This is a genomic window from Stenotrophomonas sp. SMYL20, from assembly GCF_036320045.1.
GTDB classification, from domain to species: Bacteria; Pseudomonadota; Gammaproteobacteria; order Xanthomonadales; family Xanthomonadaceae; genus Stenotrophomonas; species Stenotrophomonas maltophilia_A.
The window spans coordinates 15,430-30,683 of sequence record NZ_JAWIRT010000009.1; the positions used below are offsets into that span (position 1 = coordinate 15,430).

Consider the following 15,254-nt stretch of genomic DNA (forward strand, 5'->3'; position numbering starts at 1 on the left):
GCTGTTGCAAATGAGAATGATTGCCAAATTGTCGCGGGTCGGCCGGATGGGGCTCAGACTTCGCTCCAGCGTCGCAGCAGGTTGTGGTACACGCCGGTCAGCTGCAGGATCGCCTCGGCGTCACCGCCGGTCTGCCGCAGGCGCTCGATCGAGCCATCCATTTCCCACAGCAGGCGGCGCTGCACATCGTCGCGGATCATGCTCTGTACCCAGAAGAACGAGGCCACGCGCGCACCGCGGGTGACCGGCCGCACCTGGTGCAGGCTGCTGGACGGATACACGATCAGGTCGCCGGCCGGCAGCTTTACCTCGTGCTCGCCGTAGGTATCGCTGATGATCAGCTCGCCGCCTTCGTATTCGTCCGGATCGGACAGGAACAGGGTGCAGGAGATGTCCGAGCGCAGCTGTTCGCCGTTGGCCAGGTTCATCACCGCGCCATCGACATGGAAGCCATAGGTGCCGCCCCCGCTGTAGCGGTTGAAACGCGGCGGCAGGATCTTCAGGGGCAGCGCGGCAGCAAAGAACAAGGGGCTGCGGCTCAGCGCGGCCAGTAGGTCCCTGCCCAGCTCCGCTTTCAGGGGAGATGCATCGGGTAGCTGCAGATTGTGCTTGACCATCGCGCCCTGTGCACCGACGGTCTCGCGACCGTCGGTCCAGTCTGCAGCGTCGAGTCGCCTGCGTGCCTGCGCCACGTCCTGGGGTGAAAGCACGTCGGGAATGTGCAGCAGCATGGCGGTTCCTTTGGGGGCGCGGGGGAGTGGGCTCCCCCGCGTGCTGCATCAGAAGCGGATGTCCGCGCTGAGCAGGAAGGTGCGCGGGGCACCCGGGGTGTAACGGTAGCCGCTCTTGTTGATGCTGGCCACGTACTGCTTGTCGAACAGGTTGTAGCCGTTCAAGCGCAGCGAGATCGTCTCATTGATTGCCCAGGACACGACCGCGTCATACACCACGTAGGACTTGGTGAACGACGGGGTGCCCACCGCGCCGTCGGTGCCGCGGTGCATGCCGGCGGCATAGCGTACGCCGCCGCCCACGGTGATGCCGTAGGGCAGGGTGTAGCTGGTCCAGCCGGTGAATGTGTCGTCCGGGGTATAGGTCAGGTTGGTGGTGCCATCGGCGGCCACCTTCGCGCCTTCCCTTACGTCGGTGTCCAGGTGGCTGTATCCGGCGCTGACCGACCAGTTGTCGGTCAGGCGGCCGACTGCGGAGAGCTCCACGCCCTTGACCCGCTTGCTGCCGGTCTGGGTCGGGTTGCCGGCATCGTCGAGCACGGTGGTGTTGATCTCGTTGTCCACGTCCGTCTGGAACAACGCAAGGTTCACTGCCAGAGCGTCATCCAGGAAGGCCCACTTGCTGCCCACTTCGAAGGTCTTGGCCTTCTGCGGATCCAGCTTGGGATTGTCGGCACTGCTGGCCGAGCTGCTCAGCTGGAAGTTGGCGCCACCCGGGGGTTGCTGCGAGATGGCGTAGTTGGCGTAGACGCTGACCGCATCGCCGACCTTGTAGAGGGCGCCGAGCTTCCAGTTCAGCAGCGTATCGGACGCGTCCAGCGTCGGGTTGCGCAGCACCGTGCCGGCAGGATTGCTGCCACACGCCGGGCCGCCGCGGCCACCACACACCGACGCGCTGGCGTACTCGGTCTTGTAGTGGTCCGCACGCACGCCAGCGGTCAACAGGAAGCTTTCGCCGAAGGACAGGGTATCGAACAGGTACACCGAGGAGGTGGTGGTCTTGCCATGTGCATCGGCGCCGTTGTGCGCCCAGTTCAGGCCGCTGACGTTCCAGTCCGGGTTGTACAGGTTCGCAGCGGGCCAGCTGGTGCCGGCAGCGGCGGCCTGGCCGTAGCTGTCCAGTTCTTCACGGGTGAATTCCAGGCCAGCGCTCAATGCGTGCCCGACCGCGCCGGTGGCGAAGTCGGCGCGCAGGTTCAGCTGATCGGTGAGGATCGTGTTGCGCTGGTCCTTGAAGGTCGGCAGGCTGCGCGCGATGGCGTAGCTGGAAAGGTCGGCCGGGTTGGCATAGGTGATGTTGCCGGTCGGGCGGCCGCCTGCGCCGCGCACGCCGGTGCCCATGAAGGCGGTGAGCAGGTAATCCTGTTCGGTGCGACCCCAGCGGGCGGTGTTGGTCAGGCGCACGCTGTCGTTGAAGTCGTGCTCGAAACGGAACGTGGCCATCTTCGCGGTCACGTCATCGTGGTCGGCGCGGGTGCCGTAGAAGTTCTCCGGATCGACCGGGTGCCCGGCCAGCGCTTCCAGCGTCGGCTGCGGCGTCCAGCCCGGCAGGCCCAGGGTGGGCACGCCACCATCGGGCACGTTGTCCTGCTTCACATACAGCAGGTTGAGGTAGTAGCGGGTGGCGGTACCCAGACCGAAGGCCAGCGACGGTGCGATGCCCCAGCGCTTGTTCTGCACGTGGTCGCGGCCGGGCTGGTCGCTGTCCTGCCACATGCCGTTGATGCGCAGCGCGCTGGTGGTGCCCAGCGACTGGTTCCAGTCGGCGGTGGCGCGGCGCTGCTGGTCGCTGCCCAGCGAAATGCTGGCCGACGTCGCGTCCTGCAGGTTGGCCTGCTTGCTGACAAGGTTGATCGCGCCGGTCGGCGCCGAACGGCCATTGTCGGTGCCGGCCGGCCCCTTGGTCACTTCCACCTGTTCGATGTTGAACACATCGCGCGAGATCGAGCCCAGGTCGCGCACACCGTCCACATACAAGCTGTTGGAGGTGTCGAAGCCGCGCATGAACAGCGCATCGCCGGTGGTCGTGTTGCCGTTCTCGCCGGCATAGAAGGTGCCCACGCCCGGGCTGTTGCGCAGCGCCTCGGTCAGCGTGGTGGCACCCTGCTGGTTGAACAGGTCGCTGGTAATCACTTGGATGGTTTGCGGCGTGTCCTGCAGGCGCTGGGTGAACTTCGGCGAGGCCACCTTGTCGGCTTTGTAGCCCCGGGTGGCGTGCACGTCGATCTTGTCCAGCGTGCGGGCGTTGTCGGTGGCTTCAGCGTGGGCCAGCGCGGGCAGGGTGGCCAGGCCGAGGCCGGCGGCAAGACTGGCGGTGGCCAGCGGCAGGGTACGAAGCGGCGAAGCGTGCTTGCGGCTCTTGATCGGGTTCATGGGCGTCTGCAGAAGTGGAACAGGGAGAGGCGGCCGGCGCGGGCCGCGCGGCAGCAGTACGTAGAACGAGGGGGGCGTGCGGATGCGGCTGCGCATGGCGCAGCAGAGCGTCAGGCCAGCAGCGCGGGCGGTGCGTGGGATGGGGGCTGGCGCCGGCCCGGTGCGAGCACCGGAGGGGTCGGTGTCACCGGCGCCGGAGCGTCTGCAGGTGCATTGTCAGGGTGCTGCAGGCAGAGTCGCCGCAGGGCACGAGGTTGGTCACCGCGACTGCCATCGGGTTCGGATTCAGCGGGGTGCATCGCCTGTTCGTGCGGCAGCACGTGTGGCGGGGACGCGGGCGACACATCATGAGCATACAGAGTCGGCGCATCGGCGGTCGCCGTGTGCCTGCCTTCATGCAACGCAGACCAGCCCAACACCAGCGTCAGCAGTACGGCCACGAGCAGCGGCCACCCTTGACGGGCAAGCTGGCACAGCGTGGCGGTTGGCGCGGGCGAAGCCATGGCGCGGGGGCGGAGTCGTTACGAAGATGTTACGTAGAATAACATCAACGATAATGATTCGCATGTACGGGTCGTTCCGGGCCACCGAGATGGCCCGGGGACGCCCTGGGGAGGCTCTAATGGCCTTTCGGTAGATCCTCCCCATGAGTGGATGCTCTTTCGCGGGGCACCCCTTGGGAGATCTCTCCGGGCCGCGCACCGCCTCAATCCCGGTCGTCGCGGGTCCAGACGGCGTCGTGCTCGCGCTTCACCGGAAACTTGGGCACAGGGCTGTAGGCCGGGGCGCACAGGGCGCGGCCGTCACGCACGTCGAAGCGCGCGCCGTGCAGCACGCACTCCACGCTGCCCTCGATGGTGTTGAACTCGCCCGAGGACAGCTCGAACTCTTCATGTGTGCACTGGTCTTCCAGCGCGTACAACTCACCGTCGAGGTTGAACACCACGATCGGCGTGCCGGTTACCTCGTCGAACACGCTCTTCATTTCACCCGGCAGCAGCTCGGTGCCGGCACAGACGAAGGTCCAGGTATCGCTCACGCGGCGGCTCCGGCCAGCGGCTTTTCCAGGATCTCGAAGCGCAGGTCGTCGCGCTTGGGAATGCCGAAGCGTTCGTCGCCGTACGGGAACGGCTTCTTGATGCCGGTGCGCAGATAGCCGCGGCGCTCGTAGAAGGCGATCAGCTCGTCGCGCACGTCGATCACCGTCATCTGCATCACCGGCACCTTCCATTCGCGTGCGGCGTGGGCTTCGGCGGCGTCCATCAGCTGCTTGCCGACGCCGCCGCCCTGCTGGGCCGGATCGACCGAGAACATGCCGAAGTAGCCCTTGCCATCGACATCGGCGACGTGGGCGCAGGCCACCAGCTGGCCATCGCGCTCGGCCAGCAGGATGGTGGAGCGCGGGCGGTCCAGGTCGGCCTGGATGCCTTCAGCGTCGATGCGGGCGCCGTCCAGCAGGTCGGCTTCGGTGGTCCAGCCAACGCGGCTGGCGTCACCCCGATAGGCCGAGGTGACGAGGGCAATGAGGGCGGGGATGTCGGCCGACGTGGCGGCGCGGAAGGTCAGGGTGCTCATGGGGACATTCTAGGTGGAGCGGGGAAGGGCGCGGGAGGCAGCCGATTGGGGGGGGGGGGGCTTTGCCGAGTTTGGCCAATGCGCGGGGTTGACGCCATCTTCATTATTCGTTCATATCCATGGTCAGCACCCGCCCACCGTGAAGCAACGCGTGGCTGTCTGCCGGAGTGGGTGCCGCCTGGTCGAAGGCCAACTGCCGTTCGGCGCGGGTGGGGCACACAGGGAAGTCGATCCAGGGAGGATCTTCATGCAGTCTCGCCTCATTTCTCATCCGCGCGCCGCAACGGCTGCCAAGGGTCTGTTTCTCGGTTTCATTGCCCTGTGCGTGCTGGCACCGGTCGGCGTTTCCGCCCAGATTGTTCCCACCTGGCGCCAGGAGTACGACAAGCGGCTGAAGTACGGGGACATTGTCGAACCGCTGAAGGGCGAGATCTTCGGCGAGCAGGTCAACCTCTATGACGGTTCGATCAGCTTCAAGGCCACGGATGTTTCGATTCCGGGCAATGGCAGCCTGACGATGACCTTGGGCCGCAGCTATCGCGATGGCGATCGCAGTAGTGAGAGCCCATTCTCGGATTGGGATCTGGATATCCCGTCCATGTCCGGCGTCTATGGCGATCTGCCGGAGACCGCTGCTGTCGGCTATTGGGCGCCCGCTGCGCGCTGCAGTACGGTGGCGGCGCCTCCGTCACTGGAGGTCTGGAACCGTCGCCGCACCCAGACCGTAAATTTCTATCCCAATACTTTCTGGGATGGCGTGCGCCTCTCCCTGCCAGGTGGTGGCGGTGAGCCGGTCCTGGGAGGCAGCGGTGATGCGCGTCAGCCGCAGCCACAGTTTGGCGAACCGACGCCTTGGAATACCAAGGGCGGCTGGACGTTCAGTTGCCTGACCGCCCTGAAGAGTGGACAGCCGGGACAAGGCTTCCTTGGCCATGCTCCCGACGGCACTAAGTACTACTTCGACTGGATGGTCGCCAAGCCCCACAACGGTGCAACGCTGCAACCCTACGGACCTGAAAGCAATGCACTGCTGAATCGAAAGCTTGTGTTCCTGTACCCATCGCAGGTTGTGGATCGCTTCGGCAACTGGGTGCGCTACGAGTGGAGCGGCGACCGGCTGTTGCGCATGGTTGCCAACGATGGCCGCGAGATCAGCCTGGCCTACAACGCGAAAGGACTGATCGCATCCGCAACCGCTGCAGGGCGCACCTGGATTTACGGGTACACGGAGGCCGATATCCTGCGGACAGTGACGCTGCCGGACGGAACCCAATGGGTCTACAACCTGCCGCCGCTGTCAGTCACCCACAAGTACGCCGACTACATCGGGCAGGGCATCTGGGAGTACATGGACTACCCGGCCACATGCTCGCGCGTCAACAAGATCGTGGCTAGCGAGATCACCCTGAGTATCCAGCATCCGTCGGGTGCGTTGGGAACGTTCCTGTTCCGTCCGTTCCGCCATGGGCGCAAGAATGTGAAGCTGGATTGCCAGACCTCTGGTGACAATCACCTGTTTGCCGATGGCTGGAACTACACGCCGGTCTACCGTGACGCAATGTCGCTGGTGGCCAAGACCATCAGCGGTCCGGGGATGCCTACTGCACAGTGGACCTATCAATACACCAATCTCAATGGTGCCTACGCTCAGGACCTGGGCGGTCCAGTAATCCCGGTAGGCCAGGCGGAGCCGAAGATCACTACCGAGACGTTGCCCGATGGTGTCGTTCGCGTCTACGAGTTCGGCAAGGAAGTTGCCTACAACGACGGCCTGTTGCTGTCCACGACAACGCGTGCGGGTGGCTCGGTCGTGCGCGTTGACCGCAACAATTACTATCCGGATGCCCAGCTGGATGCGGCGCCCTTCCCGAAAGAGGCCGGCAAGGACTTCAAGTACGGTGCGAGCGATCTCAAGGCCCATTACAACCGCCCCGTCCAATCCACTGTGGTGGAACAGGATGGCGTGCAGTTCACCCGCACCGTGCAGGCCTTTGATGCATTTGCGCGCGAAGTCACCGTCGTCGAAGCGAATTCCGCTGGCCAGAGTCGCACCACCAGCACCAGCTACTACGACAATCCCACGCTATGGGTGAACGGCCAGGCGGCGCGCAGTGTGCTCAATGGCATCGAACAGTCCCGCACCGAATTCGATACGGCCAAAGCACTGCCGCTGCGCGCCTACGCATTTGGCCGCCTGGCGCAGCAGGTGACCTATGCAGCCGACGGCACGGTTGCCTCGGTGGCCGATGGCCGTGGAAATACCAGCCATCTGTCGGGATGGAAGCGTGGTGTTCCGCAGCAGCTCCGCATGCCGGCCACGCCCGAAGCGCCCAATGGTGCGGTGCGCACGGTTGCCGTGGACGACAACGGTTGGATCACCTCGCTGACCGACGAAACCGGCGCAACCACCGGCTTCAGCTACGACAGCATGGGCAGGCTGCGCAGCCAGCAGTTCCCTGGCGGCGACAGCGTTAACTGGAATGGCGTAACCATGGACCTGCAGCGGCTGGGTGGCGCGCAGCTGGGGGTGCCCGCCGGTGCGTGGAAGCACTCCCGCACGCAGGGCGGACGGCGCACGGATACCTACCTGGATGCGATGTTCCGCCCGGTGCTGGTGACCGAAAACGCCAACAATGTGCTGGACAGTGCCGTGGTGACCCGCTACGACACCAGCGGCAAGACCGTGTTTGCCTCGTATCCCACGCGGCAGCTCTCCGATATCAATGCCACCCTGACTGGCACCACGACGCAGTACGACGCGTTGGGCCGCCCCACCGTGGTCAGTCAATCGTCCGAGTTGGGGGCACTGGTTACCCGCACCGAGTACGTGGGCAACCTGTCGGTGAAGGTGACCAACCCCCGCGGCCAGGGCACGACGACCCGTCACCTTGCCTACGACCAGCCCAGCTACGAGATGCCGCTGACGCTGCAGCACCCGGAAGGCGTGGTGACCGAGATCCAGCGCGACACGCTGGGCAAGCCGCTGGCGATCACCCGCCGCAATGCAGACGGCAGCCAATCGCTCACCCGCCGCTACGTCTATGACGGCTACCAGCAGCTGTGCAAGACCATCGAGCCGGAAACCGGTGCGACCGTGCAGGACTACGATGCGGCAGGCAACGTGCTGTGGTCGGCGGCCGGCACGGGTTTGACCAGCACGACCGACTGCAACCGCAGTGAAGCCCTGGCCAGCGGCCGCGCGGTGAAGCGTAGTTACGACGCCGCCAACCGCTTGTCGACCCTGATCTTCCCGGATGGGCGCGGAAATCAGAACTGGTCCTACGCACCTGATGGTCTGCCGGCCGAGATCAGTACGCAGAACGATCCGACCCGGCCGATGGTCGTCAACCGCTACCAGTACAACCGCCGCCGCCTGCTCAGCGGCGAAACCCTGCAGCATCCGGATCTGGGAAGCCTGAGCCTGGCCTATGGCTACGATGCCAACGGCACGCTGGCCAGCAATACCTATCCGGGTGGGCGTTTCGTCAGCTATGCGCCGGACGCACTGGGTCGGGCGACGACGGTCGGCGGCTATGCGAAGGAGGCCAGTTACTTTGCCAACGGCGCGTTGGCCCGCTTCGTATATGGCAACGGAATCGTGCACACGTTGACCCAGAATGCCCGCGGGCTGCCCGACCGCAGCCGCGATGCCACTGCAGCGGCCGCAGTGCTGGATGACAGCTATGACTACGATGCTGGTGGCAACGTGATGGCCATTTCCGATGGTCTGCCCGGGGCGCCCGGCAACCGGGACATGACCTATGACGGCCTGGACCGGTTGCGGACGGTCACTGCGCCGGGCTTCGGCAACGCCTTGTATGAGTATGACGCGTTGGACAACCTGCGCCGTGCCAAGGTCGGCAGCCGCGATCGTACGCACTACTTCGATCCGACCAATCGACTGGTCAACGTGATTGAAACCGGAACCGGCGCAACTGTGACCGGTCTTGGATATGACGTGCAGGGCAATCTTTCGGTGCGCAATGGTCAAGCTTTCGCGTTTGACTACGGCAACCGGCTGCGCGCGGCGGGAACAGCAGAGAGCTACGAGTACGACGCCCACGGTCGCCGGGTGAAGGCTGGTGCCAGTGGCAAGGGGGCAATCTACTCGTTCTACGACAACGGCGGCGTGCTGCGATTCCAGCGCAACGAACGTACCGGCAAGCAGACCGACTATCTCTACCTGTCAGGCAGCCTGGTTTCCCAGGTGCATGGTGAAGCCGCACCCAGCGTTCCCGCGCTGAGTGCGCCGGGCTACATCACCCAGGGCAGCGTGAACCTGACCTGGAGCCCGGCCGGTGGTGCCAACCGCTATGAGTTGCAGCGTGCCCTTGCGGGCACCTGGAGCACGGTCTTCGATGGCGCGGCGCAATCATTCACCAGCACCGGCCTGGTCACGGGTACCTATCAGTTCCGGGTGCGCGGTTGTCGTGCGGTGTGCGGCGGATGGAGCAATGTCGCATCAGTGGCCGTGGCATTGGCGCCATCCACCGTGCCGACCTTGAACCTGCCTGCCACGGCCTTCAATGGCAGTTACAGCGTGGCTTGGTCTGCGGCTTCCGGTGCCGAGCGCTATGAGCTGGAGGAAAGCGCCAATGGTGGCGCTTGGGTCCAGGTGCACAACGCCATTGGCCAGTCCAAGGCCTTCAGTGGCAAGGCAGCGGGAAGCTACAACTACCGGGTTCGCGCATGTAACCCGGTGGGGTGCACGGGATACAGCGCCACGGCTGCGGTGACGGTCGTATATCCGCCTGCCACTGCGCCCGGACTCTCTGCGCCGGCACGCGCTGCGCCGGGCAGTATCGGCATTGGCTGGAACGGGGTGGCTGGTGCCACGCGTTACACCCTGCAGGAGAGTAGCAATGGTGGCGGATGGGTCACGCTGTTCGACGGCAACGCGGGTTCCTATGCCACCGCTGCGCGCGGTGTGGGCAACTATGGCTATCGGGTTGCCGCCTGCAATGGCGCGGGCTGCGGACCGTGGTCGGCTACGTCGACGGTAGCGGTGATCGGGCCGCCGACGATCGAGCCGGTGATCAGTGCGCCGGGCCTGGTGAACGTGCCGCAGTACAGCCTGAGCTGGTCGGTGCCGGCCAACAGCGAGAGCTTCGTGCTGGAGGAGAGTGCCAACGGTGGTGGCTGGACGGTGGTGCATAACGGCGGCGGGAACAGCTTTGGTGCCAGCCGTGGCAAAGGCAGCTACGCCTATCGCGTGAGGGCGTGCAATTTCGCGGGGTGCAGTCCGTACTCGGGAGTCGTGACTGTCGCGGTGGTGCTGCCGCCGGGGGCGACGAGTCTCTATCTAGCAGAGTGGTTGACGACCCGCAGGCCGCCCTATCAGGTCCAGTGCTCTGCAGGATGGAGTCTGGTGGCAGACGCAACCGAGTATCAGCTTGAAAGCGGTGGCGGTGGCAAGCGTCTTTACACGGGCCCCAAGACCTACGTGCAGTCGAATGGCGGGACCTACTGCGCGCATGAGTATCGCGTGCGTGCCTGTAATGCAGGCGGTTGCTCCCCATGGTCGGCCGAACGGCCGGTCACCCAAGGTGTACTGAGCTGGGACTAAGCCATGAATGGACTCTCTTCGCTGTTGATTCGGGCGGTACTCGCGGTGGTGGTGCTGGCGGCCTGCGTGGCTCCGGCAGTCGCCCAGGAAGTGGTCGAGTACATCCACACTGATGCACTGGGTTCACCGGTGGCGATCACCGATGCCAGCGGAAACGTCATCGAGCGTGCGGTGTATGAGCCGTATGGGGCGGTGGTGAATCGGCCGTTGAAAGATGGGCCGGGATATACGGGGCATGTGACGGACTCGGGGACCGGGCTGAGTTACATGCAGCAGCGGTACTACGACGCACAACTTGGGATGTTTATCTCAGTTGACGAGGTGACGCCGCATGATCAACAGCATGAACATTTCAACCGCTACTGGTACGCGCGTGGAAATCCGCAAAGGTACCTCGATTCGGACGGGCGAGCTCCAACTGACAAGGTTGAGCCGCCCCCAGAGCCGACCACGCTGCCAACTGTCAACGCGATCGCTCCGCCAATGCCGATGCCTGTCGCGCCAGTGAGGGCAACGCCGACCCCCCTTCCGCGCATTTCTTTGCCAGCGCTGGGTGGATTTGTTGTCCCGCGTGTGGTCTTGTTGCCTGTATTGTTGCTAACGCCTAACGAAATGGGGGCGTCTCCATGCGAGATGCCCGGTGGCCCCCCCTGTGGCGAGTTGGCTCAGTACTCAAAGGGAAAAGAGAACGTCCGCGACTCGGGGCTTCGTGACCTAACGGATGAAGAAGTAAGTAGGCGTGCTCGACAGCCAGGAATTTCTGGCAAGGAGAAGCGGCGATATCAGACAGAGGAAAAGGCTAGAGGTCTTAGGAATAAAACAAAACGTGAAGAGAATGGGTGAGGTCTAGAATGTGGTACTGTGCTCATGCGGTATTTTTCTATCAATATGAAGGGCAGGATTCATTTGTCGTGCACGAGAATGTGTACTTGATTGGTGCGGAAGACGAAGAAAAGGCTATGTTTAAGGCGAAGTCGATCGCCCTTGAGTATGAGCAAATTGGTGTGGATAGCTATCTTGAATGTGATGGGAAAAGGGCAGAATACAAATTCTCGGGAATTAGGAAGCTGATTTCTGTTCAGGTTGATTCCGATGTTGCAGATTCTTCTGCAATTTGCTCTGGGGTGGAGCTCACTTACTCTGTGATGGAGGTTGGGAGTATTCTCGACGTTGAGAGAATTGCTCGCGGTGAATTAGTTGCTGTTAACTACATTGAGTGATGTGTGTTTCCAGTTTTTGCTTCTATGCCAGGGGGCTCGGTTTTTTTATCCATTGATTGGTTTTCCGTGATGGAAGTGGGGGCTGTGGTTTGCCGGGGTGCTGCTTTCTATGATGTGCCCATCGGCCAACAAGAAACGCCGTAGTTCCCTGCGGTGTTTGCATCTATCCCGTGCTTCTTCCGGAATATCACCCTGGCAACTTCCGCACCTTGGTCGGCGCGGTCATGAGCCGCTCGATCTCGACGTGCGTGTTGTAGAACGCCAGCGAGGCATGGCAGGTAGCCGCGACGCCGAAGTACTGCAGCAGCGGCCACGCGTAGTTCGGGCCCGAGCGCGCTTTCATTCTGTCAGGTCGGGCAGGGTTGCGAGGTCGTGGGCAAGCGCGCCATCGATCAGGAACAACACCACTGTGGCCTTCTCCGGCGCTTCGCCGAGGTTTCCCGTGGGGTTCTCGCACGTGCTTGACTCTGGTGAATCTTCATCCAAGCAACTTACGCACCGTGGTCAATGCGGTCATGAATCGCTCGATCTCGGCGTGCCAAGTCGAGCGGGGTGGCTAGGTCTTGCGCAAGCGCGCCATCGTTCAGGAACGAGACTACGGCAGCCTTCTCCAGCGCTTCGCCGATGCGATGCTGAACAACGATATGACGTCTCGGCATCGACTTAGCAATTTCATGGGGTTCTTCAGGGTCGAAGGGCGGCTTGACGCAAAGCGTCTTGATAAGCAACTTTCGGGAAAGTGACTGGGTTCGGTTTCGATGAAGATCAAAGTTCTTCTATCTGCTGCCTTATCGATGCCGCTTCTTGCCTCCTGTGTGCAGGACCGCGGTTGTCTTCTTCGGGTGGCCAACCAGGACCACGACAGCTCCTCATCTCAGAAGATCCATGCTGATATGGATGAGGTAATACATTCGCGCCCTGTGGATGGGGCGCGGGAAGTGAATGCAGAGTTGGTGGTATCGCAGCTCGAACTCTCTCGGGAAGGTCGGAGAAATAGAAGGATCTTCTATGTATTGACTGATGGTGGCGGGAGATTATTGAATGCGGGGACTTGCGGTATTGACGAAGACCAGTGTGCCTCGGTCATTGTGAAGCGAATGATCGGGTTCTGTGAAAGGATGTAGATTGCGGGTGCGCTAAGTTTTGGGAGGGGTTTCAGTGAAGAATTCCCAAGTGCTTGATCGCTTTGGGCGGCTGGTCGATATTATTGTGGCGGTGCTTTGCTTGTTGGGGCTTACAGCCTGCGGCGGAAGAGATGAAGGTTTGGGTGTGGTCATAAATCATGGGCCGGGAAACGCAGCGGCTAATCACTACGCACTGGCGCTCGAGTCAGTTTTCAGTTCTTCCGAGAGTGTGCCGGAAGCGCAAATATGCAGGGTGCATTTAATTGATGTCAGGAAATCATTTGAACAGGCTGGAAGCGAAAGGGCGAGGGTATATTTCGTCTTGGCCGATCATCAAGGTGTCGTCAGGTCGGCGGACACCTGCGGGCTTCCTATGAATGAGTGCGTGACGATTATTGCCGAGAGGTCGAGGGTGGGCTGTCGGCTGGAAAAAGAGTTGGATCTCCACTGATTCGGACGGCACTCGCGGTATTGGTGCGCGTGGCCCGTATAAGGCGTCGCGGCGGTCGGATGGGATGTATACGGCACCGCTACTGAGGGGCAGTGAGAGGGCGGCGCGGATATGCAGTAATGAATCGTTCGGACAATGGGAAACTGCAGTCCGATGAGCTGAAGTCATTTCATGTCGATTGGGATTCCAAGTGCAGGGCTTTTGTTGATGAGCTTGGCTATCAATGATTCAGTGAATTTTTCGGCTGACAGGGGGGGGCTTGGGGTTTGTGGGTGTGGAGCGAAGAAAGTGAGCGGGTATCCATGGCGCTGGATGGCGACGCGGAGGTGTGGGCATGAATTTTAATTTCCGGTTTTTCATGGTTATTGTTTTTATTTTCTATGGGGCTGGTTGCAGGTATCAAGAAGGTGGGGGCGCACCGTCTGGAAAGACCTGTGGGGTCGAGGGCAGCTCCGCTTGCCGAGTCAGCTTCCGGGAACTAGCTGCTACGCCCCGGCTATTCGATGGAAAGTTGGTGCGGATGGAGGGCTATCTCGGGGTGAGCCGGGAGCTTTTTGTACTGAATTCAAGCAAGGAGCTGTTTGAGGCCGGAGTGACTGAGGAGACCCAAGTTCGAATTAGAGGGCCAATAGATCTGCAGCAAAGCGTATTTGACGAATACGCGTATTCATGGGTTTCGATAATTGGGGTGTTCAGGATAAGAGAGAGTGACAATTCGACAGGTGACCTGCTGCTTGGCGAAATTCACGCCCCCCTTGAAGTTCGCTCCCTACGAATCCCTGGTCCCGTGCCACGTGCGAGATTTGGAGATGTGCTCGTCAATCTTGAAGATCTGAAGTGAGTGATAGGTTGCGGAAATGGCGTTATGTGCTTTCATTTCTGCCTCCGTGGCAGAAAGGCGGGATGATCCACAGGCGCGCCAAACATGTGATCGTATGGTCCCCATGTTAGGGTTGACACTTGTCACAAAGGGGCTCGGGCACAATCTCGATGGCTTGCAGAGTCGCAGATGTCACGGTAGGTCATAGCACTCCTGGGCTGTTCAGTTTTCCAAGTTGCGCGGTTGCGTCTGTGTCATTGCGAACTGATCGATCACGTCGATAGGCTTTGGGGGAATTTCCCCTTGGTTGATGAATATGAGGTTTCGAATTGAGCGCTGTCGATGAAAAGAATCTCGTTTTAGCCTGTCTGCGGTGACTGTTTGAATCCGAGCCTGCTTCCGTGGAACAGGCGTCTGGCTGGTACCATAGGGCGGAATTTATCAAGGACGTGCTTCGGTCAATTTCGTATGAAATCGGGGTTCCTCACGTGATATGGCACTATCTTGATGACGCCGATATCCGTATTCGCGATCCCCGCTATGCCGAAGCACAGGTGTTGGCCGTTAGGCAGAGTATTGATGAGTGGGCTTGAGTGCAGTCAGAGAAGCCATGAGCAATAAATGTTGCTTGCCAGACTTCATTGCGGCATCCCTCTCGGATGCTACCCCTCCGGATCTCCCTCTTCTCCGGGAAGACTGGGCGGGGATGGCGTTTGATCGCAACCTGTATGAGGATTTTGCTCCGAATGATGTTTGGGTGGCGTGGCTGAGCGCACTTTCGGAGCACTTTGCAGATATCGCGATGTGCGCGGTTCGATGTTCAGAGTGCTCCGACGGGGGAAGCCCCGTGGAAATTGAGCGAGGTCTGGATGGCCTGCGCTCCTACTGGCTCGAAGATGGGAACTTCATGCGTGATCATTATTTGTATTCGCATGATGGTCGCTGGGTTGTAAAGCTGGATCAGGACGTGACGTTGTTTGCGGGAGATGTCACTTTCCTTGCGAATGTTGTCGCGCGACTTGGTGGTGTAGAGCATGTCGAGAAGATGATGCGACGGGACCTGATTGGCACAGCTGAGGACGTAGTTGGCCTCGGTGGGTACGTCAAGGGTCTTCTTGCGCCATTGAGCGCATCGACTCCATAGCTGATTGCTGGGTAGAAGATTGGGTGTGCAGGTGCTATGTGATGGAGTAGCCTCAAAAGGAGGAGCTGAGTGCCAGGGTTTGTTGAAAGCTTCCCCATTTTGGCTTCCATTATTCTAGGTGCCATGTGGATAAACGCATTTGCGGCTCACAGGATGTTGCTTAAAATCGAGCGTGAACGGCCGGAAGTACTCGCTGCAGTCGGAATCATCAAGGTTGATTGGTGGCTTAGGTGCTTGCGCGGTATTGCAG

10 protein-coding genes and 2 pseudogenes are annotated in these 15,254 nt (G+C 61.4%); 6 read left to right on the top strand and 6 right to left on the bottom strand.

What is annotated here, in order from left to right; genetic code table 11:
* Window positions 1–53: 53 nt before the first annotated feature.
* The 4 genes from V3B48_RS08515 to V3B48_RS08530 all read right to left on the bottom strand — a co-directional run bounded on the left by V3B48_RS08515 (window position 54) and on the right by V3B48_RS08530 (window position 4,679).
* On the bottom strand, window positions 54–731 hold the full coding sequence (locus V3B48_RS08515; protein WP_049398802.1) for a Fe2+-dependent dioxygenase: 678 nt from the start codon (window positions 729–731) through the stop codon (window positions 54–56).
* A 48-nt stretch (window positions 732–779) separates the two neighbouring features.
* Window positions 780–3,104, bottom strand: a complete 2,325-nt coding sequence (locus tag V3B48_RS08520) for a catecholate siderophore receptor Fiu (RefSeq protein ID WP_279912749.1) — start codon at window positions 3,102–3,104, stop codon at window positions 780–782.
* 706 nt (window positions 3,105–3,810) lie between these two features.
* A complete protein-coding gene (locus V3B48_RS08525; protein WP_032129243.1) occupies window positions 3,811–4,143 on the bottom strand; it encodes a non-heme iron oxygenase ferredoxin subunit in 333 nt (110 codons plus the stop codon).
* Complete coding sequence (locus V3B48_RS08530) at window positions 4,140–4,679, bottom strand: GNAT family N-acetyltransferase (RefSeq protein ID WP_049398806.1); 540 nt, start codon at window positions 4,677–4,679, stop codon at window positions 4,140–4,142. The genes V3B48_RS08525 and V3B48_RS08530 overlap by 4 nt, the downstream gene beginning before the upstream one ends.
* Window positions 4,680–4,926: 247 nt before the next feature.
* Here V3B48_RS08530 and V3B48_RS08535 point away from each other — a divergent pair, with 247 nt between their 5' ends.
* The 3 genes from V3B48_RS08535 to V3B48_RS08545 are packed head-to-tail and all read left to right on the top strand — an operon-like array spanning window position 4,927 to window position 11,465.
* Window positions 4,927–10,245, top strand: coding sequence for a wall-associated protein (locus V3B48_RS08535; protein WP_329893524.1), 5,319 nt, complete (start codon window positions 4,927–4,929; stop codon window positions 10,243–10,245).
* A 3-nt stretch (window positions 10,246–10,248) separates the two neighbouring features.
* Entirely contained in the window at window positions 10,249–11,088 is an 840-nt protein-coding gene (locus V3B48_RS08540) for an RHS repeat-associated core domain-containing protein (RefSeq protein ID WP_329893525.1), read from the top strand.
* A gap of 8 nt (window positions 11,089–11,096) precedes the next feature.
* Window positions 11,097–11,465: a DUF4288 domain-containing protein gene (locus V3B48_RS08545; RefSeq protein ID WP_121503986.1), complete on the top strand. Its 369-nt coding sequence runs from the start codon at window positions 11,097–11,099 to the stop codon at window positions 11,463–11,465.
* 187 nt (window positions 11,466–11,652) lie between these two features.
* On the opposite strand, the pseudogene V3B48_RS08550 reads toward V3B48_RS08545, so the two are convergent.
* Window positions 11,653–11,888, bottom strand: a pseudogene (locus V3B48_RS08550) (aminotransferase class V-fold PLP-dependent enzyme); the annotation flags it as partial.
* Window positions 11,889–11,943: 55 nt separating this feature from the next.
* Window positions 11,944–12,076 (bottom strand): annotated as a pseudogene (locus V3B48_RS08555) (cysteine desulfurase CsdA); the annotation flags it as partial.
* Window positions 12,077–12,623: 547 nt separating this feature from the next.
* On the opposite strand from V3B48_RS08555, the gene V3B48_RS08560 reads away from it, so the two are divergent.
* The 3 genes from V3B48_RS08560 (at window position 12,624) to V3B48_RS08570 (ending at window position 15,004) form a co-directional block, all read left to right on the top strand.
* Window positions 12,624–13,040, top strand: a complete 417-nt coding sequence (locus V3B48_RS08560; protein ID WP_329893526.1) for a hypothetical protein — start codon at window positions 12,624–12,626, stop codon at window positions 13,038–13,040.
* 334 nt (window positions 13,041–13,374) lie between these two features.
* Window positions 13,375–13,881, top strand: a complete 507-nt coding sequence (locus V3B48_RS08565) for a hypothetical protein (RefSeq protein ID WP_329893527.1) — start codon at window positions 13,375–13,377, stop codon at window positions 13,879–13,881.
* Window positions 13,882–14,470: 589 nt separating this feature from the next.
* Window positions 14,471–15,004 carry a hypothetical protein gene (locus V3B48_RS08570; RefSeq protein WP_329893528.1) on the top strand — a complete coding sequence of 178 codons (534 nt, stop codon included), beginning with the start codon at window positions 14,471–14,473 and terminating at the stop codon, window positions 15,002–15,004.
* Window positions 15,005–15,254: the final 250 nt, after the last annotated feature.